Below are 24,044 nucleotides of genomic sequence, written 5' to 3' on the forward strand. Positions count from 1 at the left end.
CTACAGAGGAGCAATCGCGTGAAGTTTTATGGGAAAACGTTGATGTTAACGGCGCTGTTGGCGCTGAGTGCTTGTAGCAGCTCGCCGGAACAGGGTACTGCCAACCCGGCGGTAGATGCAGAGAATGACACCTGCGGTGCGGCGCAATATCAGAGCTATGTCGGTAAACCGATGTCAGCGCTCGAAGGCGTGCAGATTGAATCGCAAGTGCGCGCGATTCCGTATAACTCTGCGGTCACGATGGACTTCAATCTGCGTCGGCTGAATTTCCTCGGCGATAGCGATGATAAAATCATCCGAGTGTATTGCGGCTAATATACCCGCGCTGATCAATGCATAAAAAGAACCCCGGTTAGTGCAAGCTAGCCGGGGTTCTTTCATTATGCTGAGTGATTATTAACGCGTGACGCGAATACCGCCATCAACGCCTTTCGGGCTGAATACCACCTGCCAAAGCTGAATATCACGTGCGCGAAACGCTCCGGCGCAGGCGTTCAGATAATAGCTGAACATGCGTTCGAAACGATCCGAATAACGTTGGGCGAGTTGTGGCCAAGCCTGTTTGAAGCGTTCGTACCAGGCCATCAGGGTGCGATCATAATCGGCGCCAATATTATGCCAATCTTCCATCACAAAACGCCCCTCACTGGCCTGGGCAATATGTGATATCGACGGCAGACAGCCATTCGGGAAGATATATTTATTGATCCACGGGTCAACATTCATATCTGTCCGATTCGAGCCAATGGTGTGCAGCAGGAACAGGCCGTCCGGTTTTAAATTACGCTCCACCACTTTGAAGTAGGTGGGGTAGTTTTTCGGACCAACGTGCTCGAACATGCCGACAGAAACAATACGGTCAAACTGCAGGTCTAAATCGCGGTAGTCTTGCAAGCGGATTTCGACGTCCAGCCCGGCGCAGTTTTCCTGTGCCAGTTTTTGCTGTTCGGCAGAAATGGTCACGCCCACTACCGAAACACCGTAATTTTTCGCCGCATAGGCGGAAAGTCCGCCCCAGCCACAGCCAATATCCAGCAAGTTCATGCCCGGCTGCAGCTGCAGTTTGTCGCAAATCATCCGCAGCTTGGCTTCTTGCGCTTCTTCCAGCGTGGTGGCTTCTTTCCAGTAAGCGCAAGAATATTGCATATAAGGGTCGAGCATCTGCGTAAACAGATCGTTTCCCAGATCGTAATGTTCTTTACCGACTATCCAGGCGCGTTTCTTCGATTGCAAATTGGTGAGTCGCGCGGCGGCAATACGCAGGGTATCTTTTAGATGGCGGGGGAGTTTCTTTTCCAGACCGGCACGGACTACGTGTTGAAAGAATATATCCAGCCGTTCACATTCCCACCAGCCGTCCATATAGCTTTCGCCCAGGCCAAGGGAGCCTTCCTGCAGCACGCGTTTAAAAAAATCGGGATTTTTAACCTGAATATCGAATGGGCGCGTGCCGTTAACTTCAATACCGGCCATGCTGAGCATTTCATGGGCGATGCGATACCATTGGTTATCCTGAATGCTCAGATCTTCTATACACGATGAACTCATAGCTTCTCCATCACCTTCTTCTGACTTATGACCCGCCAAAAAATAGCTTAGACAAATTCTGCGGGTGCATACGTTTACCTACGGTAAAAAGTCCCGTGGCGTCTGATATCCGACTATGAACAGAGGAAAATTTTAAGAAGGTTCCTGCGCAAGAAACGCGGGAAAGACAATCCTTAAAAAAGTGTGACGCCATACGCGTACACAACAGCAATTTGTGATAAAGAAATTATAAAAGTGTTATTTTAAAAGGTCGTTTTGAGTATAGGCTTGCCGAGGCGCTTACTCAACTGTAAATCGCACTCGGCAAAAATATTCTTTAAGTGATTATTAATGCATACAATTATGACGCAGAGTTAGCATGTTCCTGCCTTGCAGCCTGCTGATCATCCATCACTTTTCCCCGTTGCAGCATATAGCCCAATGCGGCCAACACCACCGTAGAAACCATCACCGTTACCGTTGCCAACAGCGGCTGGCCGATAAAGGCCGACACCAGCATACTGGCGACAAAACACAGGCCCAACTGCAGGGTGTTTTGCAAGGCTGCAGCTTTGCCGGTACCTTCCGGGAACGGGGTTAACGCATTTGCCACTACGATTGGGTAGGTGGCACCGTTGACCAGTGCCATCACGCAGAACGGGATCAGCAGCGTGGTGAGCGTTGGCTCGGTCAGCGTGGCAACCAGATATAACGCCACCATACTGATGCCATAAGCTACCAGTAGCCACGGTAGCAAGGTGTTACCATTCATGCGATTTAACGCGGTGCGACAGCCGTAACCCCCTAATAAGAATGCCAGGGTCTGCGGCACATAGCTCAGGCCGATATCATTTGGGCTGTAGCCCATATCACCAAGAATAAAGGGTGAACCGGTCAGCCAGGCGAAGAAGCCGGCGGAGCAGGCGGCAAAGATGGTGACGTTGCCGCTGAAGGCCGGGGACTTAAGCAGTTGCAAGAAGGTCAGGGTGTTTTTCTTCTCGGCAGAAGGCGCGGCCTTGGCGCTTTCTTTCAACAGCAGCGTTGGCAGCAACAAAATCACCGTGATGCCCAGCAGCACGGCGAAAATGGCACGCCAGCCCATGTGGTTCAACAACCAGGCACCGACCAGGGGGGCCAGTGCAGGCGAAAGTGCGACCAGTGGCATAATGGTGGCGAAGACTCGGTTAGCCTTGCCTTCACGGTAACGGTCAATCACCAGGGCTTGCCAGGTGACGGCGGCAGAACACACGCCAATCGCCTGGATAAAACGCAGTGACCACAGTTGAACGGCATTCTGTACCCACAGCATACCGAGGCAACCCAGGGCAAACAGCGCCAGGCCAATCAGCAACACCGGTTTACGGCCGAGGTGATCGGACAGTGGGCCCCAGAGCAGTTGAGCAAAGGCAAAGCCGGCCAGGAAGATACTGAGGCTGGCACTGATCGCCCCGGCGGAAATCTGCAGGTCTTGCTGCATCACGCCAAAGGCGGGCAGGTACATGTCGGTGGCCAGATAACCCAGCATACTCAGGCCGGCAAGGTAGAACATAAAACCAAAGGAATTTCGCATGGTATTTCTCGTTAATATTTTAATGTCGCAGGTTTTTAGCGCCGGCAAGTGTATCCGGCTGGATCTCTGCTTGTGAAACGGTAATATTTGCGAGGTGCTGTTAAAAAAATTGAAGGCAAGGTTATGTGGTCTGAATATTCACTCGATGTAGTAGACGCGGTCGCCCGCACCGGCAGCTTCAGCGCAGCGGCGCAGGAATTGCACCGTGTACCCTCGGCGATAAGTTATACCGTGCGACAACTGGAGCAATGGCTGGCGGTGCCGCTGTTTGAGCGCCGTCATCGTGACGTGGAGCTGACCCCGGCCGGCGTGTTGTTTGTTCAGGATGCGCGCATTGTCATCAAAAAAATGCTCGACACCCGTCGACAGTGTCAGCAGGTGGCTAACGGCTGGCGTGGCCAGTTGAAAATTGCCGTGGACATCATTGTTAAACCTCAGCGCTGTCGCCAACTGGTGCTGGATTTTTACCGCCATTTCCCCGACGTTGAACTGATGGTGCAACCGGAGGTGTTTAACGGTGTGTGGGATGCGCTGGTGGATGGGCGTGCCGATATGGCGATTGGGGCGACGCGGGCGGTGCCGGTCGGCGGCGGGTATGCTTTTCGCGATATGGGGGATATGCGCTGGTTGTGCGTGGTCAGCCCGCAGCATCCGCTGGCGGCGCTGGAAGGGCTGCTGAACGACGATCAGCTTCGGCCTTTCCCATCGCTGTGTCTGGAAGATACCTCACGCAACCTGCCCAAACGAGTCACCTGGACGCTGGACAACCAACGGCGGCTGGTGGCGCCGGACTGGGCCTCGGCGTTGGATTGCCTGTGTGCAGGCCTGTGCGTCGGCATGATGCCTGCGCATCAGGCATTGCCGTTGGTGCAGCGCGGGGAACTGGTGGCGTTGCAGTTGCAACAGCCGTTTCCGGCTAGCCCTTGTTGCCTGACCTGGCAGCAGAATACGCCATCACCGGCGATGGCCTGGCTGTTGGACTACCTGGGGGACAGTGAAACCTTGAATCAGGAATGGTTAAGCGAAGTGACGCCGGAAACCGCAGAGGCTTCCGGCGCTAACGACTAGCGGCGGTAATCGATGAAAGGGCCGTCAGCGACCGAGCGGCGCTCAACCAGCTTGGGATGCACTTCAATCACCTGCGACTCTTCGCGCTTGCTGATGATACGGTCCAGCAACATGGTGAATGCCATCTCACCCAAACGCTCTTTCGGTTGATGAATGGTGGTCAGCGCCGGGGTGAAATAGCGGGCGTTACGTACGTTATCGTAGCCAATCACTGAGATGTCCTGTGGTACGCGCAGCCCAAGTTCATCGGCGGCGCAGATCGCGCCCATCGCCATGATATCGCCACCGCAGAATACTGCGGTCGGGCGATGCTTCTGCGACAATATCTGGTGCATGGCCTTGTAGCCGGATTCTGGCTCAAAGTCACCCTGGACAATCCATTCGTTGCGAACTTCGATATTGGCTTCTTCCATGGCCTTTAAAAAGCCCTGATGGCGGCCGCCACCGGTATTACGCGCCAACTGACCCGGAATGGCGCCGATATCACGGTGGCCGCGCTCGATCAGATAACGCCCGGCCAAATAGCCACCCTCGAAGGCATTATCGATAATGGTATCGGTAAAATCACCGCGCGCGGTACCCCAGTCCATCACCATCATTGGGATGTTGCGATAGTCTTCCAGCATGCCGAGCAATTGGTCCGGGTATTCCGAACACATGACCAGCAGACCATCGACGCGTTTTTGCGCCAACATCGCCAGATAGGCACGCTGTTTGTCCAGATTGTTGTGCGAGTTACACAGGATCAGCGTATAGCCTTTGCTGTAGCAACTGTTTTCCACCGCCTCGATCACTTCGGCAAAGTAGGGGGCTTCGCTGGAGGTCGCCAGCAAACCAATCGATTTGGTGTGATTGACCTTCAGGCTACGCGCCACGGCGCTGGGTGAATAGTGCAGCTCTTTAATCGCGGCAGCCACGGCCGTTTTTGTCTCTTCGGCGACGAAACGAGTCTTATTGATGACGTGCGAAACGGTGGTGGTGGAAACGCCAGCGCGTTTGGCCACATCTTTAATCGTTGCCATGTAAAGAATGACTCCTGAACTCACATGTTGCAGCATGTAAGTGTGATGTTAATCGTTTGCCTGCGTAGATCCTTCTCCAAAGAAGCGAAAACTGAGTTTTTAGTGTGTTGAAGTCGTCAGCGCTTGGTCAGGAGGGGCATTTTGCCGGTACACAGTTGTGAACTGCGAATTTTGTCCCATATTGAACAAAAGGGGAAGAGGTAATCGATATAATAAACCGGGAAATGATAACAAGATTTTATTGGCTAACTGTGTGAAAATGGTTTGACGCATTAATTGTGTGCCTTTTACCCTTGGGAAACCCAATCTGAAAAGGAGTTGTAATGGATACCGATCTGAAAATGTCACTGTTCACCACCGTCTGTGCGCTGGCCGTGATTATTGCTTTCAGCTTCACCGCTGCTTTGAACTGATCCCCTTAAGTAAAACAGGCGCAGCCCGCTGCGCCTGATTGCTCTTTCCCTCAGCTTTACGCCAGGTTTTTCTCCACAAATGCCCAGTTAACCAGCGCCCAGAAGTTTTCCAGGTAGGCCGGCCGCGCATTGCGGTAATCGATGTAGTAGGCGTGTTCCCAAACGTCGACGGTCAGCAGCGGTTTATCTTCACCGGTCAACGGTGTAGCCGCGTTCGAGGTGTTAACAATAGCCAGTGAACCATCCGGCTTTTTCACCAGCCAGGTCCAGCCTGCGCCAAAGTTTTTCACTGCGGCATCGCTAAATTGTTCCCTGAAGGCAGCGAAAGAACCAAAAGCCTGATTGATCGCCGTTGCCAGTTTGCCCTGAGGCTCACCGCCGCCTTGTGGCGACAAACAATGCCAATAGAAGCTGTGGTTCCACACCTGTGCAGCATTGTTGAAGATGCCGCCGTCTGAGGCCTTAATGATCGCTTCCAGCGATAGTCCTTCAAACTTGCTGCCTTTCAACAGATTGTTCAGGTTAACCACGTAGGCGTTGTGGTGCTTGCCATAGTGGTATTCCAGGGTTTCTGCGGAAATGTGCGGCTCGAGGGCGTTTTTTTCATAGGGTAATGCGGGCAGTTCAAACGACATTGCTTTCTCCTTTTACAGTGCCAACCTGAATCAGAACAACCAACAACAGATTGACCTGTTTTTATTGTGGGTATTTAGCTTAGCAATTTTCGCGCTGAAATACAGGGGGAATGGCAAAGGATTAGTTGCAGCAGCGAGAGTTTGGGGAAACGCTCAGGGGAGAGCGGCTGGCAGGGCCAGCCGCAAAGGTAATTATCGAATGGTTTTCGGTGTCACTACCCGACGTGCGCCAATGTAGTGGTTTTGCCAGTAATCGTTGTCGAGTTGGCTGATGCGGATTTCTTCACCGGTACGCGGTGACTGAATGAATTTACCGTTGCCCAGATAAACCCCAACATGGTCTGCCACGCCGCGGTTGTTAATCCGGAAGAACACCAGGTCGCCGCTTTCCAATTCATTTTTCTTGATCGGCGCGGCGTCGCGCAGGTGGTACATCTCGTTGGCGGTACGTGGCATTTTGATTTTCACCACGTCTTTATAGGCGTAATAAATCAGGCCGCTGCAGTCAAAACCGGTTCTCGGTGAGGTGCCGCCCCAACGATAGGGCTTACCCATCTGATCCATCAGCTTGGCCATCGCGGTTTGCTTGGCATGCTGGTAGCGTTTCTTGTGCGCCGGGGTAAGTTTCAGCGGCTTCTCGTCACGAACCAATTTAGCGGTGGCCATACCGGCTTCGCGGTGGCGGCCATAGCCTTTTTTGTAACCCTTTTTCGGCGGGGTCACTTTAATCTTGGCGACTTTATGAGTTTTGTTTTTCGATTTGGCGCTAACAATCTTTTTAGCGGTTTTTTCTGTTTTGGCTTTGGAAACCTTGGCAGTTTTCTGTGGGGTGGTGACTTTTACTTTTTTGCTGCTGGCTTTAACCGCTTTCTTTTTCTTGCGGTCATCCGGTCGGGCTTCGTTTACGTGGCTCTTACGCTGCTCGGCGGCAACACGAGACTGCGGCGCAGCATGCGCCAGATTAAAGAATAGCTGTGTAAACAACAGCACAAAAAGCGTAAGAATTAAACGCATGTCGACGTTACCAACCTTGGCCCCGGAACAGATATCGAAAGAATGACAGTATTCCCGAATTTCGCCATATAAAACAGCGAAGAACTCATAAATGATAATCCATATTGTGAGAAAACGTTAATAGCATTTTTTCTGCTGAAAAATCAAACTGTTGGTGTATAAAAAATCAACAATGACCGTCACTGGATTTATTAAACGTCGTGTTTTGATGAAAAAATATATTAGTGAAATAGCCAGATTAAAAATGTTATTCTGCGCATATGTTTTGACCGGAAAGGCCTTGCCGGCGAGACGCGACTGACAACCAAGGAATGCCCCTGCAAAAGATGGCGTTTTCTTGCGACTGTTCCAGCCGCTACAATAGCCAGTGTGATGCATGTTGTAGCCATGAGATTTGGCTTGAGGAAGCAATATAATGACGACGACGATTGAAAAAATTCAGCACCAGATCACTGAGAACCCAATTCTGCTGTATATGAAAGGTTCACCGAAATTGCCAAACTGCGGTTTCTCAGCGCAAGCTGTGCAGGCGCTGTCTGCCTGTGGCGAACGTTTTGCTTACGTTGATATTCTGCAGAACCCGGACATCCGCTCCGAGTTGCCGAAATACGCTAACTGGCCGACGTTCCCACAGCTGTGGATAGACGGTGAGCTGGTTGGCGGCTGTGATATCATCATGGAAATGTATCAGCGCGGCGAATTGCAGCAGCTGATCAAAGAAACGGCAGAGAAATACAAACAGCAGGAAGACCAGCAGCCTTAATCGGCTCGGTTCTATTGTTGGAAGTCATCGGGCGGTGCCAGCTAATACTGGGCCGCCCGATTTTTTTGTATCTTAGTCGGTATTACTGGCCGCCAATGGCCAGCCACCAAGGCGTTTCCAGCGGTTAACCAGTTCGCAGAACAACTGAGCGGTTTGCTCGGTATCATACAGCGCCGAATGCGCCTGGGCGCTATCGAACGGGATATCGGCGGCAATGCAGGCTTTGGCCAGCACCGTCTGCCCCAGCACCAGCCCACTCAACGCCGCGGTATCAAAGGTGGCGAAGGGGTGGAAAGGGTTGCGTTTCAGGCTGGCGCGCTCTGCGGCAGCCATCAGGAAGCTGTGATCGAAATTGGCGTTATGCGCCACAATGATCCCCCGGTTACAGCCACGATCCTTAATCCCCTTGCGCACCGCTTTAAAAATAGCGTGCAGGGCATCGTGTTCACTGACCGCACCGCGTAGCGGATTACTCGGGTCGATACCGTTAAAGGCCAACGCTTCCGGCTGTAGGTTGGCGCCTTCAAAAGGCTCCACATGAAAATGCAGGGTTTCGTCCTGTTGTAACCAGCCGTCTTCATCCATTTTTAACGTAACGGCGGCAATTTCCAGCAGTGCGTCAGTCTTGGCATTAAATCCGGCGGTTTCTATATCTATTACTACAGGGTAAAACCCACGAAAACGGCCACTCAGGGCGTTAAGATCACTTTTTTCGGCCATCAGTTTCTTATCTTCATCGAATACAGCGCGCATTATGGCAAATTTTGCGCCCGGTTGCAGGCGGTTATCACGCGGAAAAAACAGGGGCGCAGAAAGCGCCCCTGATTGACCTTAGTGGCCGAGGCCATGGCCGGCGTGTTTGTTCTCGATCAGTTCGATTTTATAACCGTCCGGATCTTCAACAAAGGCGATAACCGTGGTGCCGCCCTTGACCGGACCGGCTTCGCGGGAGACCTTGCCGCCGGCGTTACGGATGCTGTCACAGGTGGCGGCAACATCGTCAACCCCCAGCGCCAGGTGGCCGAACGCGGTGCCCATTTCGTAACTGTCGGTGCCCCAGTTATAGGTCAGTTCAATCACTGCACCTTCGCTTTCATCGGTATAGCCTACAAACGCCAGCGAGTACTTGTATTCCGGGTTCTCGCTGGTGCGCAGCAAGCGCATGCCTAATACCTTGGTATAGAAGTCGATGGAGCGCTGCAGGTCACCGACGCGGATCATGGTATGGAGTAAGCGCATAATTCCTCTGATTGGATGTGCCGTTGCCAATGGCGGATGGATTGAAGCGAAATCCAGTATAGCGTTGCCGCATAAGGGATTTCAATGTATGCCAAGGCAGGGCGCACAATACTATAGTGACGTTGTCACTCAATGGTCGGGTAAGACAGCAGCAACCGCACACTTTGTCGCCGTGCACAGTTTGGAAATAGGTACTATAACCCCTGCAAGGAACAGCGCGTCACGATAACGATATAGAGCCCGGATTGGACCGGGTTAATGTATAAATTTGGATCGGATTAATATGACGGTTTATTTTTTCAGTGCGGGGACATCGCGTTTGCCGAAGGAGTCGCTTAATGGATGAAATGCTCATTCTGGTGGATGCCGATGATAACTCCATTGGTTCGCAAACCAAAACGCTGGTACATCAGCAGGGGTTGTTGCACCGGGCGTTTTCAATTTTTATCTTTGATAGCCAGGGCCGCCTGCTGTTGCAACAGCGTGCTTTCAGTAAGTATCACTCGGCCGGACTATGGACCAACAGTTGCTGTGGCCACCCGCGCTGGGGAGAGGTAACGCTTGCCGCGGCTCAGCGCCGATTGCAGGAAGAGATGGGGTTTAGCAGTGAGTTGCAGCAGGTTTCCAGCTTCACCTATCACGCTGCGGTGCCCGGCGATTTAATTGAGCACGAGTTCGATCATATCTACGTCGGTTTATTTGACGGTGAACCGCAGGCGGCGCCTGAAGAAGCACACAGCTGGTTGTGGATGGATATTCAGCAATTAACGGATGATATAACGCGCAACCCGGAAAAGTTTACCGTTTGGTTTCGCACGATAATGAATAATCTTGATGCCAATGAAATACAGCGTTGGGCGAGGTTGGCTGTGAAGTAACTGACCGATAACCCAGACGGCAAAAAGCCCGCCGGTATAGGCACACCGGCGGGCTTTTGTATTTTACTTACAGCGTTGGGTAGTCGGTATAGCCTTCAGCACCGCCGCCGTAGAAAGTTTCCGGCTTAGGTTCGTTCAGTTCAGCATTTTGTTTGAAGCGTTCAACCAGATCCGGGTTGGCGATATAGCTGCGGCCAAAGGCCACGGCATCGATAAAGCCTTTATTGATCAACTCTTCCGCTTTTTCGGCGGTGTAAGCGCCAGCCCCGACAATCACCCCTTTAAAGTGGGCGCGTACCGAATCACGGAAGGCGTCGGAATAAGGCTTGCCACCGGCCCAGTCAGGTTCGGAAATATGCAGGAAAGCGATGTTGCGCTTGTTCAGTTCTTCCACCAGATACAGCGCGGCATCTTCTTGATCTTCACCGTTGTCCAGGCCGTTGAACGGGCCCAGTGGGGAAATACGGATGCCAATGTGTTCTGAGCCCCATTCCGCGATGGTGGCGTCAACCACTTCCAGCGTCAGGCGCGTGCGGTTTTCGATGCTGCCGCCATATTGGTCGGTGCGCTGGTTAGACGCCGGAGCCATAAACTGGTGCAGCAGATAGCCGTGTGCGGCGTGCAGTTCGACAAAATCGAAACCGGCCTCACGTGCGTTGGCGGTTGCCTGACGGAAATCATTAATGATGCCTGGGATCTCTTCGGTTTCCAGTGCGCGTGGGGTAGAGGTAGGTACTCGTACCCAGGCGCCGGTTTCGTCACGTACGGTGGTGCGGGTGTCGGCGTTGATCGCAGATGGGGCGACCGGTGCCTGTTGGCCCGGTTGCAGGCTGTTGTGGGAGATACGCCCCACGTGCCACAGTTGAACGGCGATATGGCCGTTTTTATCATGTACAGCCTGAGTGATCTTTTTCCACGCGGCGATCTGTTCTGGGGTATGCAGCCCCGGTGCGCCGGCATAACCTTTCGCCTGGAAAGAAATCTGAGTGGCTTCGGTGACGATCAGACCCGCGCTGGCGCGTTGGGCATAATACTCACCCATCAACGGAGTAGGGATATCGCCCGGTTCAATGCTGCGCAGTCGCGTCAGAGGGGCCATAAACACGCGATTTGGCAGCGTTACAGCGCCAACCTTCAACGGGGAGAACAACTTTTCAATCTTCATAGTGAATCCTATATTAATAGACCGGTCGACTAGTAGCGAATGTAGAACTGCCCAACAGGGTAATTCTTGATAAACCAAAGTGTTTTTTAGCGCTGCGCCGGGCGCAACAACAGTTCAATACTTTCCAGCGCGCTGGTCAGTGGGGCGACCGAGTGGCGGATTTTGGCTCGCAGTGAAGCGCCAAGCCACAGTGAATACAGCGTTTCTGCGGTAGCCGCCGGGCTCATGGCTATCGACAATGACCCTTCGCGGATACCGCGTTCAATCGTATCCTGCAGGTGACCAATCACCCGGGCACTGCCGGTTTCCAGTGCATGACGCATGGGTTCCGACAGGTCGCTCACCTCGGCCGATAGCTTGACCGCCAGGCAGGCGTTATGGCATTCGCTGCGGCAGTGGTAGCTGATCGCCTGAGCGTAATAACTCAACAACTGGTGGCGTGCATCACTTTTATCGTCGGTAAACAGCTGTTGCATTGCCGCATCATAGTGCTCGAAATAACGCTGTAGCATCGCTTCGCCAAACACTTCTTTTGAACGGAAGTAGTGGTAGAACGAGCCTTTCGGCACGCCCGCCGTGCTCAGCAATTCGCTCAACCCCATGCCGGTAAAACCAAGGCGCAGGCTTAGGGTCTCGCCGGTAGCGAGCAAATGTTCACGAGTATCTGTAGGGCAATGCGCATGTTTAGTCATAATGGGTGTCAGCATAATAGACCGATTGGTCTAGGTCAATAGCAATAAAAAAACCGGCAGTGAAATGCCGGTTATAATGATGCTTATTTTGCCCTAACAGAGGCGGGAAGTTAAGCCCTCAGGCTGCACCCCGGCAGCGTTGCAGAATATCCAACTGGGGTTGATATTCACGGGTCTGCACGTTCAGCATGCCAAGCAGGGTGTGGAACAGGTTGTCTTGCGAGACATCCTCCTTTTCCGCCATGTTACTCAGGCACTGGCGATCCACCTTGAAGTTGCGCTCATAGTCCGCAGACATCCACATCAGGAAAGGAACGTGGGTCTGCTGGCTTGGGGCAAACACGTAAGGCGTGCCGTGCAGATACATGCCATTTTCACCCAGCGATTCACCGTGGTCGGAAAGATACACCAGCGCGGTGTTGAACTTGTCGCTGTGCTGTTGCAACAGCTTGATGGTGTCGTCCAGCATGGCATCGGTATACAACAGTGAATTGTCATAGGTATTCACCAACTGCTCGTGAGTGCAATCCTGGATCTGATTACTGTTGCAGGTCGGCGAGAATTTCTGAAATTCCGGCGTGCTGCGGCGGTAATAGGCCGGCCCGTGGCTGCCCATCTGGTGCAGTACTATCACGCCGTCGTCTTTCAGGCCGTTGATATAGTCGTTCAGTTTATACAGCAGCACGTTATCCATGCAGACGTCGCCGTCGCAATCCTGCGGTAGTTTCAACTTGGTCATGTCCACGTGCGGCACGCGATCGCAGGCACCTTTGCATCCGCCATCGTTTTCACGCCACAACACATTGACACCGGCATGCGCCATTACGTCGAGCATGCCTTCCTGATGAGTCGCCTGGGTGGCATCGTAATCTTTGCGCGGCATGTTGGAGAACATGCAAGGCACAGAAATGGCGGTTTCGGTGCCGCAGGAGCTGGCATTTTTAAAGTACACCACGTCGTCCTGCTTCAGCCGTGGGTTGGTTTCACGCCCATAGCCACCCAAAGAGAAGTTCTCGGCGCGCGCCGTTTCCCCCACCACCAGGATCACCAGGGTTTTCTTTTGTTGCGCAGTAATCAGTGGCCCTTTGTGTGCATCTTCACCGATTTTCACCAGCGGCAGATTACGGGTGAAGTAACGCTGCTGGGTAAATTTGATGGTGCCGGAAACGAAGTTCGACGGCGTCAGCATTTTCACCACGCTTTTGTTATTGCGGATCAGCGAGGCGTAATCCTTATAAAACAGCGCGGCGATAATCAGGATCACCACCACCGAGAGCATTACGTTGGCGGCGCGCAGCCCGACCATGTACCACCATGGACGAGTTTTGCGGATGTCGACAAAGCAAACCAATACTGCAGGCAGAATACCGAGCAGGGTCAGCCACAGCCCCATGCGCGGCGTTAACAGCGCCGTCGCTTCCTGGGGATTGGTTTCGAAGGCGTTCTGCATCATGTTGCCATCAATCACCACGCCGTAACTGAACATGAAGTAGTTGGCGGCCGCGCTGCCGAGCAGGAAGAAAATCATCAGCGGTTTGCGCAGGAACGGCACGGTCAGCACGCTGAAAATAATATTCAGCGCACAGAAAATCACCACCGGCATGGTGGCGGCGAAAATCACGCTATGGACGTTATCAAAGGTGATATACGACCAGGCTTTATGAAGGAATAACGCGTTCTGGAACAGAGTGAAGAATAAGGCACTGGCGAGGATAAAACCCAGGCTGTTGCACTGTAAGCGTTGACGTAACGACATTGCCAAATCTGAATCCTGATATTGTGTAATGCGCTGAAATTTACAGGATGAAACTTAAGAAAACCTTAGAGATTCAGAATCGTTGCGGGGGCGTTTAATTTTGGTTTAGGTTAGAGGCGCCAGACCGGGTGGTCTGGCGCGGGGGGCTTAGTAGGCGGCGGTAAATTGCGCTTTAATAAACTGCGGCTTTTCGATCTCATCGAGGATAGCAACCGACAGGTCTTCTACCGAGATGCTGGCCGGAGCCTGGCCGTTCATCAACAATTGGGTGGTGCCGAGACGGAACTGACCGGTGCGTTTGCCGGGTTCCAGCAGTGCAGCTGGGGACAAATAGGTCCAGTCGAGTTGAGATTCATTGCGCAGCTTGTTGCGTAAATCACGCACGGCCTGCGCGCCTGGGCGAATATTTTCCGGGAACTGCGGGGTATCTACCAGTTCCACGCCCGGTGCCACTTCCAGGCTGCCGGCACCGCCAACCACCAGCAGGCGTTTGACGCCGGATTTTTTCACCGCGTCCAGGATTTGTTGCGAGCCACGGGTGGTTTTTTCATACAAATTCTCTTCTGCCCAACCCGGGTTAAAGGTGCTGATCACCGCGTCCTGACCGGTCAGCTGTTTCGCCAGCCATTCGGTATCGGCGACGTCACCCAGTGCGACGGTCAGGTTGGCATTGTCCGGCAAGTCTTTTGGCTGACGAGCAATCGCCGTGACCTGTAAGCCACGGGCCAGTGCTTCATCCACCACGCGGCGGCCAACAAAACCGGTTGCTCCAATAATGGCTACTTTCATCTGTTTGCTCCTGTCAGGAATAGGTTCAGTGTTTTGTCTCAGGCCTGGTTGACCTGAGCGGCTATATACACTGTAGTACTTAACAATAGAGCTGATTAGTGCCATATTCATGCTTTCTTGATTAAGTAAAACTTCATAATCGTGGATAAACTGAATCGAATGGCGGTATTCGCTACCGTGGTGGCAGAAGGTTCCTTTGCCGGAGCGGCCCGGCGGCTGGGCATGACGCCGTCGGCGGTCAGCCAGCATATGCGGTCGCTGGAAAAATCGCTCGGCGTGCCGTTGTTGCACCGTTCGACGCGGCGGTTGGCGCTGACCGAAGCAGGATCGGCGTTCTATCCTGGCTGTGAGGCGATGCTGTTTCAGGCGCAGCAGGCCGAACAGCGGCTGGCGGAACTGCGTGACACTCTGGTAGGGGAGTTGCGTATCGCCACAACCATTGGTATTGGTGGCCGCCCGCTGGCGGAGGCAATGGCACCGCTGCTGCAGGCCCATCCCAAGTTGACGCTGCGGGTGCTGGCGGACGACCGGATTATCGATATGATTGAACATCGGATCGACATTGCGCTGCGAGTCAACCGTCAACTGGCCGACGCCAATATGATCGCCCATCCGCTGGCCGAATGGCCAATGGTGCTGTGTGCCGCACCACGCTATCTCAGCCAACATGGGGTGCCGGAGACGCCGCAGGACCTGGTGCAGCACCGGTGGATCTCGGGGGCTTTCAGCGGCGCACATCTGGATTTACATCATCAGGGCGGGCAACAGTTAAAGTTGCGCCTGGCGGAAGGGCAAATCGTCAGCGACAGTATGAACGTGATGCGCGCCTTTACCCGCAGCGGACTGGGGATCTCGATTCAACCGCTGTATGAAATTGAAGATGAACTGCAGCGCGGCGAACTGATCCAACTGATGCCTGAATGGCGACCGGCACCTCTGCGGCTGCATGCGATGACGCTCGAACGGGCAATGCCAGAGAAAAATCGTCAGGCGTTGCGTTATTTACGCGACTATTTTCACCGTCATGCCGAAAAGTCACTTGCCAGCGGCGCCGATGGCGTCTTCAATTAGGAAAAGAACGCAGGAGGACGTGTGGCGCAGCAGCTCGAGTTTTTTGACATCCCCAGCCCGTGTCGCGGCATTTGTCAGGCCGACGATCGCGGTTTTTGCCGTGGCTGCCTGCGCAGCCGCGAGGAACGCTTTGGCTGGATGCAAATGAGCGATGCGCAAAAACGAGACGTGATACGTTTGTGTCACCAGCGTTTCCTGCGCCTGCAACGAGCCAATAAACAGCCCGACGAACCCTTGCCGGAACAACCCTCTCTGTTCTAAGTCATTTCTGATCTGCCGCACGTAAGCGCGGCTTTTCGCTTCCCACCGCGTTATCCGCTTGTGTATGCTGGCATTAAACAATGTCTTGAGGTTTCAACAATGGTAAACCGTATACAACTCGCGCCGCAGGGGCCTGAATTTTCCCGCATGATTTGCGGATACTGGCGTTTGATGGAGTGGGGGATGTCGCCGCAGCAGCTGCTGGCGTTCATTGAGCAGCATATTGAGCTGGGTGTGACCACCGCCGACCATGCGGACATTTACGGCGGCTATGCCTGCGAACAAGCCTTTGGTGAAGCGATGCGCCTGAAGCCTTCGCTGCGTCAGTCGATGGAACTGGTGTCCAAGTGCGGCATCGCCACCACCGCCAAACCGGGTAATCCGATCGGCCATTACATTACCGATCGCGAACATATCGTTTACAGCGCGGAACGTTCGCTGGCGCATCTGCATACCGATTATCTTGACCTGCTGTTGATCCACCGTCCGGATCCGTTAATGGATGCCGATGAGGTGGCCGAGGCTTTTGTGGCGCTGCATAAAAGCGGCAAGGTACGCCACTTCGGCGTCTCCAACTTCACCACCACGCAGTTCACCCTGTTGCAGTCGCGCCTGCCGTTCTCACTGGTGACCAATCAGCTTGAGATCTCGCCAATTCATCAGCCGGCCATTCTGGACGGCACCCTGGATCAGTGCCAGCAATTGCGTATCAAGCCGATGGCCTGGTCCTGTCTGGGGGGCGGTCGCCTGTTCAACGATGCCGAGTTCCAGCCGCTGCGCGATGAGCTGCAGGCGGTGGCGCAAGAAATCGGTGCCGAGACGATTGAACAGGTGGTGTATGCCTGGGTGATGCGTTTGCCGTCGGCACCGTTGCCGATCATTGGCTCCGGTAAGATTGAACGCGTGCGTTCGGCGCTGAAGGCGCAGCAATTGACGCTGAACCGCCAACAGTGGTTCCGTATCCGTAAAGCTGCACTGGGTTACGACGTGCCTTAATCGGCCCAAGAAGCCGGGCAGCCCAGGCTGCCCGGTTTTTTTACGCCAGTACCACCTGGCCGTCAGACAGGCTGCTCAGCCCCTGACCGACCAGCGTGACCGTATTACCGCCGAAGTTAAACACCAGATTGTCGTTCACTTCAGAAACAAAATCGCGGAAGTTACCGCCCGCGCTGCTGCCATCGGTCCCGATAAACACCAGCTTGTCCTGCGCCTGATAGCCGTAAATCTGGTCCTGACCAAAGTCGCCACTGAACAGGAAGGTGTTGCTGCCGCCCTGACTGTGCATAACGTCGTTACCGGCACCGCCGACAAAGACATCATTACCTTTGCCACCGAACAGTTGGTCATTGCCCTCCAGACCGAACAGCCAGGAACCGGAAGCCTTGGCGGTCAGGGTGTCATCGGCAGCGCTGCCGTTGGCCGAACTGGCATAGGCGGTCAACCCTTTGTCGGATCGCAATCCGCTGTCGGTCACCTGGTGCTCAACGTCTTTGGTAAAAATCAGCAGTGCTGATTCTTTGCTTTTCAGCGTATTAATCGAACTTGCCAGAGTGATGCCGCCTTTGGCATCGCGCAGGTAGAGCGTATTACCGTCGTAGGCGACCTCGCTATTTTTCAAGGTATGCTGAAGATCCAGGGTGTTATTGCCTTCGCCGCCGGAAATAATATTAAAACCGCCGCTGTCACGGAAAGTGTCATTGCCGGCACGGCCTTCAAGATAATCATTACCGGCACCGCCCTTGATTAAATCATTGCTGTCGCTACCCACAATAAAGGTTGGGCCGCTGTGGTGCTCGGCGTTGCGATTGAGATCCTCAACCCAGGTATTGCCGCGAGTCACATCGGAGAGGTTGGAGACAATCACCGTCGAGTCTTTACTGGTCAGCGAGTAAAACTCTGAATTTAATACTCGCATCAAGCCGTCCTGATAAAAGAACGGCAGGTGGGATAGCCAGGTCGGAATATTCAGGATCGAGAAGGGCAGAATATTCCAGGCATCAGGGGCGTAATGGTCGTTGAAATTAACGATATTATTGGTGGCGGACTCCTGCGGCGCATCATGCACCCCTAAGGAGGCCAACGTCAGGTTTGTGCCGTCCAGTGCGCGGAATACCGGGTCGTTTTCATAGCCGATATTAATCACCTTGCCGCCGGTTTCGTATTGCGTAGGGGATGCGAATGCCACATAGCTGGATTGCGCATAGAAACCGCCCCAGTTGTCGTCGCTGAGTGCCGCCATGCTGTTCACCGCCAGCCCACCGAGACTGTGTCCGCTGATGGTCACGTCATCGCCGCTCAGCCCGTTTGACTGGGCGAATTTAGCGACGTCGCCCAGCAGGGTGCCAAAGGCCTTCAGGCTGTAGTTATCGGAATAACCGGCAGGGCCAAATCCCGCCAACAAGTCATTGATCAGATCGCCGATGGTATCGGTAATCAGGGATTCCCGCGGCCCGCTGGTACCACGAAAAGCAATGCCAATGCCGGTGAGGTTGCCTTCGCTGTCATATTTCCCCAGTACTTCAGCCTGGGCGGTGGTGTAGCCCAGAGTTTCGCCATAATAGGTACCACGGGCATCGGTCTTACCCTGGTAGCCTAATTGGTCAGCGCCAATTAATGACCAACCGGCGTTATTGACCGCTTCCAGCGCCGCTTTTTCCGAGTCGGGGTTCCAGGGAATACCGGGTAATCCGCCCTGTGATTGCGTGCTGCCAATCAGCGCTGTCACCAACGTCAGGGGTAAGCCCAGACCGAATCCGGTATTGTGGTAGCCCTCATCAAATCCATTGTCGATATTGTGATAGGCGTAAGTAGAAATTGCCAAGGCGTCACTAAACAATACTTTGGACTTCGCATCATCGAGATCTTGATAATTAAAGATTCCCATATCAGTTCCTTATGAATTCGCTGCATTGCCGGGTTGATCTTTGAATAGCTATTGCAGCTTGTGTCGGTAGGTAAGGTATACCGAACGGCAGCTGGTCAGAGGACCGACATCGGTAGAATTATTATTAGTATGAATTATTAAGAATGCGAATTTGATCGGCAAAATTGTGTGCGTTTTGAGCGGTGGCTTACAGCTTCCCCTATACTTGAATGCTCACAGTGAGTTCAGGGAGATTAATTAATGAAACATTATTGGTATGCGGCCTTCGGCCTGATGGCCTGCGGAGCCGCTCAGGCGGCAACGGTGGATGTTGACATGAATCTGGTGACCGGACAGGGAATAGGTCAGGAAATTGGCAAAGTGACAATCAGTGAAACGCCTTATGGCCTGCTGTTTACGCCACAGCTCAAAGCGTTACCAGCCGGGGTGCACGGTTTTCACGTTCACGAGAACGGCAGTTGCGAGCCGGGAATGAAAGAGGGCAAGGCGGTTGCGGCATTGGCGGCGGGCGGCCATTTTGATCCGCAAAAAACCGGTAAACACCTTGGCCCCTATGCCGATGGCCATTTGGGAGACCTGCCGGCAATTTACGTAACGAATGACGGCATGGCCAGCGATCCGGTGTTGGCACCGCGGCTGAAAAAAATCAGCGAAATAACCGGTAAGGCGCTGATGGTGCACGCCGGCGGTGATAACCATTCCGACCAGCCTAAACCTCTGGGCGGCGGAGGGGAGCGTTTCGCCTGCGGTGTCATTAAATGATAAAGCCGGTTAGCGTGAGGCGGGGACCGCTGCTGTACTGTCAGGCGGGGTGATCGCCTGCTGTAACTGTTGCAACGAACAGTAAAGTCGCCAAATTAAGCCGGCAAGATCGCGCGCCGCCTGTTCCGGGTGGTGCGCCAGTGCACGACTCATGCGTTGCAGTTCCTGCAAGCTGGCGTCCAGTGAACTGTGCTGTACGCCTTTCTCCGTCATAATGCCCCGCAGGCAGTGAATACAAACATCTCGCACCGCCGAGAGTGGATCGGAGCGGGTCTGCCAGTCGCGCAGTTGCCAAACGATATGGCTGCAGTTGAGCAGCACCACGCCCCAGCGCAATAACCAACTGCGTGCCTCTTGATCCTTGCTTTGATTCAATTGGCTGATACGGTGATAAATCAGCGATTCGAACCGACTCTCGCTCTGCTGCGGCTTTTTGCTCAGTTGATCGATAAAGTCGCGTCGCAGGGCACGGATAATGCGCCGGCTTTTGCGTTTGTCCGAACTGGGCCGCAAGATTTGGAACGCCATACCGGCCAACAGGACGCCGACAATTTTGCCAAGGCTGTCATTGATAAACGACTGATAATCGTAACTCGGTGGATTGGTGACGGACAGAAACGAGCCCATAAACACGATCAGTTGCCCCCAAAGCGCGGCATAGGGGGGATTCTGCAGCTTGAGCATCTGCATGGTCACCAGCACCGGGAACAGGAAGGCGCAGAACAGCCACAAATCATCTATCTGGATCATCAGGCCAAACTTCACCATAAAACAGACGATCGAAAGCAGCGTCACCGCCTTCAGCAAAGTCGTGATGCTGTTGATCGGCGAAGGCGTGGAGGAATAGAGCACGCAACTGATGGCGACCAGCGTCAAAGCGGAGCTCCCGGCTTCCCATTGGGTGTTAATCCAGTAAGCACAGCCGAGGACAATGCACAAAAAGGTGCGTAACCCGTTATAGGCGGCTTCGTAGCTATCTGTGTGGCGTGCCAGAGAGGTCACATGCGGCGGTTGGATATCGCTGACCGGGGTAGCGTTTTCCAGCCGCAGCAGCCAGCGACTGCAATTCAGATACAGCCAGCAGAAATGCCGTAGCCGCAACCAGAAGGCGCGGTGGCGGTAGTCGGCAGGATCCTGCGGGGCGATTTGCTGCAGAATACGGGCCAGCCGATATTTATCGGTATCAGGACTGCGCAGCTCGTTCAGCAGTTGATCCAGCACGCTCGCCAGATTGGCCGGGCGATCCGGCCAGTTTAACAGCATGCGGCGCAGGCTGGAGATCACGCTGGTAATACGCAGCTGCTGATGCAACATATAATTGAGCAGGTTATTTTGCCTACGCAGCCGATAGTGGCTCCAGAATGCCTGAATACGCAGCAGGTTCATGGTCAGGATCTGGCCGATGACTCCTTCGTGCGACGTACGCATCTGCACGGTAATTTCCGGTTGCCACAGCATGGCGGCATGCTCCAGCAACCGCAGGTGCATGCGCCGCAGTGAGGTCAGTAGGGCTTCACCGTCCGAGGTGCTGGGCAGGATCATCATCATCAGACCACCGCACAGAATACCGGTGATCACTTCGCAAACGCGCGCCTGGGCGATATCAAAGATTTGCTGGGTGTCGGTCACGTTGACCGTGCTGAAGGCGATGATGGCGGCGGTATAGCCCGCCAGCGCAAAGGCGTAGGAGACATTGTTCTGATAATGATTGGAAATGTAGGTGCACAGGCCAATCCAGGCGGCAATAAACAGGGTGAACAACCAGGGATCGTTCAGGCAATGGCCGGCAATCGCCACCGAGGCGGCGGCTCCGACCAGACTACCGAAAACACGACCGATGCTTTTACTGATCACGCCGCCGACGGTAGGAAAACTGACCACCGCCGCCGAGGTTAGCGCCCAGTAGGGTTCGTCAAGATTGAGAACAAAAGCCACCCACAGTGACAGGCACATCGCCAGCGAATTGCGCAGTGCATAGCGCCATTGCCCGCCGGTGGCTTTCCCCCAGGGCGTGCGGTTCCATTCCAAAAAAGGCAGATTCACTGGTTAGCCTTACTGATGAATGGAGATGGTGCAGGTGGTGCCGGCCACCAAGGGCAAATCGGCGGGCACGTTCAGCAGTTTTATCCGCACCGGTACGCGTTGCGCCAGACGTACCCAGGGCACGTTGGGCTTTACGTCCATTAATAAATCACTGCTGCTGTCGACGCTTTGATCGTAAATGGCTCGGCCAATGCTCTCCACTTCGCCCTGGAGCGGGATGTTGCCATTATATAAAACGATATCCGCCTGATTGCCTTCTTTTATATGTTTTAGCTTGGTTTCCTCAAAATAACCGAGTACATAAAAAGAGTGCACATCAACCAGTGCGACCAGTGGGGTTCCGGCACTGGCATAGTTTCCAACCCGTGCCTGTAAATTGGTGATATAGCCGTCGGTAGGGGCGAAAATTTTAGTTTTACTTAAATTCCATTTGGCCTGTTCCAGATTAGCTTGCGCGGCTTTATACGAAGCTTTCATTGCCTGGGCCGCTAAATTTGACTCGTCCATGTCTTCGGCAGAAATAACATTTTTCGGCAGGCCGCGACGGCGTGCCGCCTCATGGTCGGCCTTGGCCATATCTGACTGCGCTTTTGCCAGCGCGGCCTCAGCATTGTCGAGCGCAATCTGGTATGGAACCGGGTCGATCGTAAAAATCAGACTTCCCGCAGGTATGAACTGATTGTCATGAACGGTTATTTTCTCTAATCTTCCAGATACTTCTGGCGTGATATTGACGAGTTCTGCGCGCACCTTTCCGTCACGGGTCCACGGGGATTGCATATAATAATTCCATAGCCACCAACCGGCACAGATGGCAATGGCGCAGACGATTACCGTAGAAAAATATTTTAAAGTTTTATGCGTCATCAGTTACCAACTCGCTAAAAGCCACAGGGAGCCGCTGACGGCAATGACGAAAATAGACAAATCCATCAGCATGGGATGCCAAATTTCGCCGGAATAAATCCAGTCTCGCAGCAGGTGGTGTACCAGTAACCATAAAACCAGGCCAAGCAACACAGCCTTAAATATGGGTGGAAAATAAAGCGAGGCGCCCAGCACCAAATCGGGTAGCGGGGACGAGGCATGAAGCCATGAAGTATTCACATTAACAATCCCGATGAGTGAATATGTTGAGTCTTTGCATAGAGAATAAACAATAACAGATCAAAATGGTGGCTATTTCCACAATATACATTATATACATTTGTGTTTTTAATGTTTGTTACTCAAAATAGTCTAAGCTCTGGGAGGGTATGTTAGCATGCTAATTATAAGGAGGGGTAAGTGGAGTCAACATTAGGTTCAGATTTAGCACGATTAGTTCGTGTATGGCGCGCGCTCATTGATCATCGGCTCAAGCCACTGGCGCTCACGCAAACACACTGGGTAACCTTGCACAGTATCAATCGTTTGCCACCGGAGCAGTCGCAGATCCAACTGGCCAAGGCGATCGGCATTGAGCAACCGTCATTGGTTCGTACGCTGGACCAACTGGAAGAGAAGGGGTTGATTACTCGCCACACCTGCGCCAATGACCGGCGTGCGAAGCGTATCAAACTGACCGAAGCGGCCGACCCGATTATCCGGGAAGTGGACAGTGTCATCAGTTCTACGCGAGGTGAAATTTTGAGCGGAATTACCACCGATGAAGTGCATCTGCTGGTGGGTTTGATTGGCAAGTTGGAACAAAACATCACTGAACTGCAAAATAAACAATAATAATTTCTTCTTTTTTCGATTTGATTTCACAGCATCGGAAATGAAACCGGAGGCCTAAAGCCTCCGGTTTACCTGCTAGAATCAGCTTACAGCGGGGATACGGTAATGGTATCGCCAGTGCGAGCCATACGAACGCGTTGCCCTGGGCTGAACTTGGTGTCGCCTGCCTTCTGAACCACCACGATGTTCTCTTTCTGGTCGGTCTTGATTTCCAGCTCATAGCCTGTAGTACGACCGGCTGCTTCACCGATACTGTTACCGGCAACGCCACCCGCTACCGCACCGGCTGCCGTTGCCAGGCTACGGCCTGTGCCGCCGCCAACGGTGTTACCGAGGAAACCACCCAGCACGGCACCGCCGATGGCGCCAATGGTGTTCGATGTTTCACTACCCTGGATCTTGACCGGGCGCACAGAAACCAGCGTGCCATAAGTCACGGTTTGCACCTGTTTGGCCTGCGAAGCGGAATAAACGTCGCCGGACATGGAATCATTGGCACACCCTGCCAGCGTAACTGCGGCGATGGCAACGACGAGAAGACGCTTGATCATATAAAACTCCTGTTGGTAGTAGTCCATAACCTGGGGAACCTTTCCAGGCCAGATTCATAAAAATGATAGACAAAGTATGGCCTAAACGCACGCACATCACCATGACCCGCTACTGCACGCAGCTTAACTTTGCTCTGTTCAACCAATATTAAACGGTGGTTTAGCTTTATAACAGCGTCGAAAGAAAATACGTTGCGGGTTGAACCACTGTTTAACCGT

General features: G+C 53.4%; 26 protein-coding genes. 10 read left to right on the plus strand and 16 right to left on the minus strand.

Annotation, left to right across the window (positions count from 1 at the left end; translation table 11 throughout):
- The first annotated feature begins 18 nt into the window (after positions 1–18).
- Positions 19–315 carry an I78 family peptidase inhibitor gene (locus tag NHG65_RS11635; protein WP_170925020.1) on the plus strand — a complete coding sequence of 99 codons (297 nt, stop codon included), beginning with the start codon at positions 19–21 and terminating at the stop codon, positions 313–315.
- Between the two features lie 81 nt (positions 316–396).
- On the opposite strand, the gene cfa is transcribed toward NHG65_RS11635, so the two are convergent.
- Together cfa and punC are read right to left on the minus strand one after the other, a co-directional pair.
- The gene (cfa, locus tag NHG65_RS11640) at positions 397–1,548 is read right to left on the minus strand and encodes a cyclopropane fatty acyl phospholipid synthase (RefSeq protein WP_099065641.1); all 1,152 of its coding nucleotides are present in this window, start codon (positions 1,546–1,548) and stop codon (positions 397–399) included.
- Positions 1,549–1,888: 340 nt separating this feature from the next.
- On the minus strand, positions 1,889–3,097 hold the full coding sequence (gene punC, locus NHG65_RS11645; RefSeq protein WP_499183362.1) for a purine nucleoside transporter PunC: 1,209 nt from the start codon (positions 3,095–3,097) through the stop codon (positions 1,889–1,891).
- A gap of 123 nt (positions 3,098–3,220) precedes the next feature.
- Here punC and punR point away from each other — a divergent pair, with 123 nt between their 5' ends.
- Positions 3,221–4,165, plus strand: coding sequence for a DNA-binding transcriptional activator PunR (gene punR / locus NHG65_RS11650; protein WP_099065643.1), 945 nt, complete (start codon positions 3,221–3,223; stop codon positions 4,163–4,165).
- On the opposite strand, the gene purR is transcribed toward punR, so the two are convergent.
- Positions 4,162–5,187, minus strand: a complete 1,026-nt coding sequence (purR, locus tag NHG65_RS11655; protein WP_207977091.1) for an HTH-type transcriptional repressor PurR — start codon at positions 5,185–5,187, stop codon at positions 4,162–4,164. The two genes, punR and purR, sit on opposite strands and share 4 nt — an antisense overlap.
- Before the next feature lie 323 nt (positions 5,188–5,510).
- Between purR and cydH the strand changes: the two genes are divergently transcribed.
- Positions 5,511–5,600 carry a cytochrome bd-I oxidase subunit CydH gene (gene cydH / locus NHG65_RS11660; protein ID WP_004943739.1) on the plus strand — a complete coding sequence of 30 codons (90 nt, stop codon included), beginning with the start codon at positions 5,511–5,513 and terminating at the stop codon, positions 5,598–5,600.
- Positions 5,601–5,656: 56 nt separating this feature from the next.
- Here the strand turns inward: cydH and sodB are convergent, their stop codons facing one another.
- The gene (gene sodB, locus NHG65_RS11665) at positions 5,657–6,235 is read right to left on the minus strand and encodes a superoxide dismutase [Fe] (RefSeq protein WP_085116580.1); all 579 of its coding nucleotides are present in this window, start codon (positions 6,233–6,235) and stop codon (positions 5,657–5,659) included.
- Positions 6,236–6,427: 192 nt separating this feature from the next.
- A complete protein-coding gene (locus tag NHG65_RS11670) occupies positions 6,428–7,249 on the minus strand; it encodes a C40 family peptidase (RefSeq protein ID WP_099065645.1) in 822 nt (273 codons plus the stop codon).
- A gap of 415 nt (positions 7,250–7,664) precedes the next feature.
- Between NHG65_RS11670 and NHG65_RS11675 the strand changes: the two genes are divergently transcribed.
- The gene (locus NHG65_RS11675) at positions 7,665–8,012 is read left to right on the plus strand and encodes a Grx4 family monothiol glutaredoxin (protein ID WP_099065646.1); all 348 of its coding nucleotides are present in this window, start codon (positions 7,665–7,667) and stop codon (positions 8,010–8,012) included.
- Between the two features lie 72 nt (positions 8,013–8,084).
- Here the strand turns inward: NHG65_RS11675 and rnt are convergent, their stop codons facing one another.
- Positions 8,085–8,765, minus strand: a complete 681-nt coding sequence (gene rnt / locus NHG65_RS11680) for a ribonuclease T (protein ID WP_085116582.1) — start codon at positions 8,763–8,765, stop codon at positions 8,085–8,087.
- 78 nt (positions 8,766–8,843) lie between these two features.
- The gene (gloA, locus tag NHG65_RS11685; RefSeq protein ID WP_099065734.1) at positions 8,844–9,251 is read right to left on the minus strand and encodes a lactoylglutathione lyase; all 408 of its coding nucleotides are present in this window, start codon (positions 9,249–9,251) and stop codon (positions 8,844–8,846) included.
- A 338-nt stretch (positions 9,252–9,589) separates the two neighbouring features.
- On the opposite strand from gloA, the gene idi reads away from it, so the two are divergent.
- Positions 9,590–10,129 carry an isopentenyl-diphosphate Delta-isomerase gene (gene idi, locus NHG65_RS11690; protein ID WP_112347521.1) on the plus strand — a complete coding sequence of 180 codons (540 nt, stop codon included), beginning with the start codon at positions 9,590–9,592 and terminating at the stop codon, positions 10,127–10,129.
- A 67-nt stretch (positions 10,130–10,196) separates the two neighbouring features.
- On the opposite strand, the gene NHG65_RS11695 is transcribed toward idi, so the two are convergent.
- The 4 genes from NHG65_RS11695 to NHG65_RS11710 form a co-directional block, all read right to left on the minus strand.
- Positions 10,197–11,294 carry an alkene reductase gene (locus tag NHG65_RS11695; protein WP_099065736.1) on the minus strand — a complete coding sequence of 366 codons (1,098 nt, stop codon included), beginning with the start codon at positions 11,292–11,294 and terminating at the stop codon, positions 10,197–10,199.
- Positions 11,295–11,380: 86 nt separating this feature from the next.
- Positions 11,381–12,001 carry a TetR/AcrR family transcriptional regulator gene (locus NHG65_RS11700; RefSeq protein ID WP_112347520.1) on the minus strand — a complete coding sequence of 207 codons (621 nt, stop codon included), beginning with the start codon at positions 11,999–12,001 and terminating at the stop codon, positions 11,381–11,383.
- Between the two features lie 103 nt (positions 12,002–12,104).
- The gene (gene eptA, locus NHG65_RS11705; protein ID WP_099065738.1) at positions 12,105–13,742 is read right to left on the minus strand and encodes a phosphoethanolamine transferase EptA; all 1,638 of its coding nucleotides are present in this window, start codon (positions 13,740–13,742) and stop codon (positions 12,105–12,107) included.
- Between the two features lie 147 nt (positions 13,743–13,889).
- Complete coding sequence (locus NHG65_RS11710) at positions 13,890–14,531, minus strand: NAD(P)-dependent oxidoreductase (RefSeq protein WP_112347518.1); 642 nt, start codon at positions 14,529–14,531, stop codon at positions 13,890–13,892.
- Between the two features lie 141 nt (positions 14,532–14,672).
- On the opposite strand from NHG65_RS11710, the gene NHG65_RS11715 reads away from it, so the two are divergent.
- The 3 genes from NHG65_RS11715 (at position 14,673) to NHG65_RS11725 (ending at position 16,859) form a co-directional block, all read left to right on the plus strand.
- Positions 14,673–15,602 carry a LysR substrate-binding domain-containing protein gene (locus NHG65_RS11715; RefSeq protein ID WP_198642483.1) on the plus strand — a complete coding sequence of 310 codons (930 nt, stop codon included), beginning with the start codon at positions 14,673–14,675 and terminating at the stop codon, positions 15,600–15,602.
- A 21-nt stretch (positions 15,603–15,623) separates the two neighbouring features.
- The gene (locus NHG65_RS11720) at positions 15,624–15,863 is read left to right on the plus strand and encodes a DUF1289 domain-containing protein (protein WP_099065741.1); all 240 of its coding nucleotides are present in this window, start codon (positions 15,624–15,626) and stop codon (positions 15,861–15,863) included.
- A 99-nt stretch (positions 15,864–15,962) separates the two neighbouring features.
- Entirely contained in the window at positions 15,963–16,859 is an 897-nt protein-coding gene (locus NHG65_RS11725) for an aldo/keto reductase (protein ID WP_099065742.1), read from the plus strand.
- A gap of 40 nt (positions 16,860–16,899) precedes the next feature.
- Here NHG65_RS11725 and NHG65_RS11730 read toward each other — a convergent pair whose 3' ends face one another.
- Positions 16,900–18,747 carry a polyurethane esterase gene (locus NHG65_RS11730; RefSeq protein WP_499183363.1) on the minus strand — a complete coding sequence of 616 codons (1,848 nt, stop codon included), beginning with the start codon at positions 18,745–18,747 and terminating at the stop codon, positions 16,900–16,902.
- 240 nt (positions 18,748–18,987) lie between these two features.
- Between NHG65_RS11730 and sodC the strand changes: the two genes are divergently transcribed.
- Positions 18,988–19,509: a superoxide dismutase [Cu-Zn] SodC gene (gene sodC / locus NHG65_RS11735; RefSeq protein WP_261417586.1), complete on the plus strand. Its 522-nt coding sequence runs from the start codon at positions 18,988–18,990 to the stop codon at positions 19,507–19,509.
- A 9-nt stretch (positions 19,510–19,518) separates the two neighbouring features.
- Here the strand turns inward: sodC and NHG65_RS11740 are convergent, their stop codons facing one another.
- Genes NHG65_RS11740 through NHG65_RS11750 form a run of 3 tightly spaced genes read right to left on the minus strand, consistent with a single transcriptional unit; the run spans position 19,519 to position 22,659 of the window.
- Positions 19,519–21,552, minus strand: coding sequence for an FUSC family protein (locus NHG65_RS11740; protein WP_099061824.1), 2,034 nt, complete (start codon positions 21,550–21,552; stop codon positions 19,519–19,521).
- Positions 21,553–21,561: 9 nt separating this feature from the next.
- Positions 21,562–22,419: an efflux RND transporter periplasmic adaptor subunit gene (locus NHG65_RS11745; protein WP_099061825.1), complete on the minus strand. Its 858-nt coding sequence runs from the start codon at positions 22,417–22,419 to the stop codon at positions 21,562–21,564.
- Between the two features lie 3 nt (positions 22,420–22,422).
- On the minus strand, positions 22,423–22,659 hold the full coding sequence (locus tag NHG65_RS11750; protein ID WP_170925021.1) for a DUF1656 domain-containing protein: 237 nt from the start codon (positions 22,657–22,659) through the stop codon (positions 22,423–22,425).
- Positions 22,660–22,839: 180 nt separating this feature from the next.
- Here NHG65_RS11750 and slyA point away from each other — a divergent pair, with 180 nt between their 5' ends.
- Positions 22,840–23,274 (plus strand): transcriptional regulator SlyA, encoded by a 435-nt coding sequence (gene slyA, locus NHG65_RS11755; protein WP_099061826.1) that lies wholly within the window; start codon positions 22,840–22,842, stop codon positions 23,272–23,274.
- An 86-nt stretch (positions 23,275–23,360) separates the two neighbouring features.
- On the opposite strand, the gene NHG65_RS11760 is transcribed toward slyA, so the two are convergent.
- Entirely contained in the window at positions 23,361–23,825 is a 465-nt protein-coding gene (locus NHG65_RS11760) for an outer membrane lipoprotein (RefSeq protein WP_099062075.1), read from the minus strand.
- Positions 23,826–24,044: the final 219 nt, after the last annotated feature.

Origin of the sequence: Serratia myotis, assembly GCF_027474885.1 — a bacterium.
Classification (GTDB): Bacteria; Pseudomonadota; Gammaproteobacteria; order Enterobacterales; family Enterobacteriaceae; genus Serratia; species Serratia proteamaculans.

Excerpts from the sequence above, each read along its gene's own strand:
- purR (WP_207977091.1), bottom strand. The coding sequence starts at position 5,187 with ATGGCAACGATTAAAGATGTGGCCAAACGCGCTGGCGTTTCCACCACC.
- idi (WP_112347521.1), top strand. The coding sequence starts at position 9,590 with ATGGATGAAATGCTCATTCTGGTGGATGCCGATGATAACTCCATTGGT.
- sodB (WP_085116580.1), bottom strand. The coding sequence starts at position 6,235 with ATGTCGTTTGAACTGCCCGCATTACCCTATGAAAAAAACGCCCTCGAG.
- NHG65_RS11700 (WP_112347520.1), bottom strand. The coding sequence starts at position 12,001 with ATGCTGACACCCATTATGACTAAACATGCGCATTGCCCTACAGATACT.
- rnt (WP_085116582.1), bottom strand. The coding sequence starts at position 8,765 with ATGCGCGCTGTATTCGATGAAGATAAGAAACTGATGGCCGAAAAAAGT.
- sodC (WP_261417586.1), top strand. The coding sequence starts at position 18,988 with ATGAAACATTATTGGTATGCGGCCTTCGGCCTGATGGCCTGCGGAGCC.
- NHG65_RS11670 (WP_099065645.1), bottom strand. The coding sequence starts at position 7,249 with ATGCGTTTAATTCTTACGCTTTTTGTGCTGTTGTTTACACAGCTATTC.
- NHG65_RS11725 (WP_099065742.1), top strand. The coding sequence starts at position 15,963 with ATGGTAAACCGTATACAACTCGCGCCGCAGGGGCCTGAATTTTCCCGC.
- eptA (WP_099065738.1), bottom strand. The coding sequence starts at position 13,742 with ATGTCGTTACGTCAACGCTTACAGTGCAACAGCCTGGGTTTTATCCTC.
- cydH (WP_004943739.1), top strand. The coding sequence starts at position 5,511 with ATGGATACCGATCTGAAAATGTCACTGTTCACCACCGTCTGTGCGCTG.
- gloA (WP_099065734.1), bottom strand. The coding sequence starts at position 9,251 with ATGCGCTTACTCCATACCATGATCCGCGTCGGTGACCTGCAGCGCTCC.
- punC (WP_499183362.1), bottom strand. The coding sequence starts at position 3,097 with ATGCGAAATTCCTTTGGTTTTATGTTCTACCTTGCCGGCCTGAGTATG.
- NHG65_RS11675 (WP_099065646.1), top strand. The coding sequence starts at position 7,665 with ATGACGACGACGATTGAAAAAATTCAGCACCAGATCACTGAGAACCCA.
- NHG65_RS11710 (WP_112347518.1), bottom strand. The coding sequence starts at position 14,531 with ATGAAAGTAGCCATTATTGGAGCAACCGGTTTTGTTGGCCGCCGCGTG.
- punR (WP_099065643.1), top strand. The coding sequence starts at position 3,221 with ATGTGGTCTGAATATTCACTCGATGTAGTAGACGCGGTCGCCCGCACC.
- NHG65_RS11760 (WP_099062075.1), bottom strand. The coding sequence starts at position 23,825 with ATGATCAAGCGTCTTCTCGTCGTTGCCATCGCCGCAGTTACGCTGGCA.
- cfa (WP_099065641.1), bottom strand. The coding sequence starts at position 1,548 with ATGAGTTCATCGTGTATAGAAGATCTGAGCATTCAGGATAACCAATGG.
- NHG65_RS11745 (WP_099061825.1), bottom strand. The coding sequence starts at position 22,419 with ATGACGCATAAAACTTTAAAATATTTTTCTACGGTAATCGTCTGCGCC.
- NHG65_RS11730 (WP_499183363.1), bottom strand. The coding sequence starts at position 18,747 with ATGGGAATCTTTAATTATCAAGATCTCGATGATGCGAAGTCCAAAGTA.
- NHG65_RS11695 (WP_099065736.1), bottom strand. The coding sequence starts at position 11,294 with ATGAAGATTGAAAAGTTGTTCTCCCCGTTGAAGGTTGGCGCTGTAACG.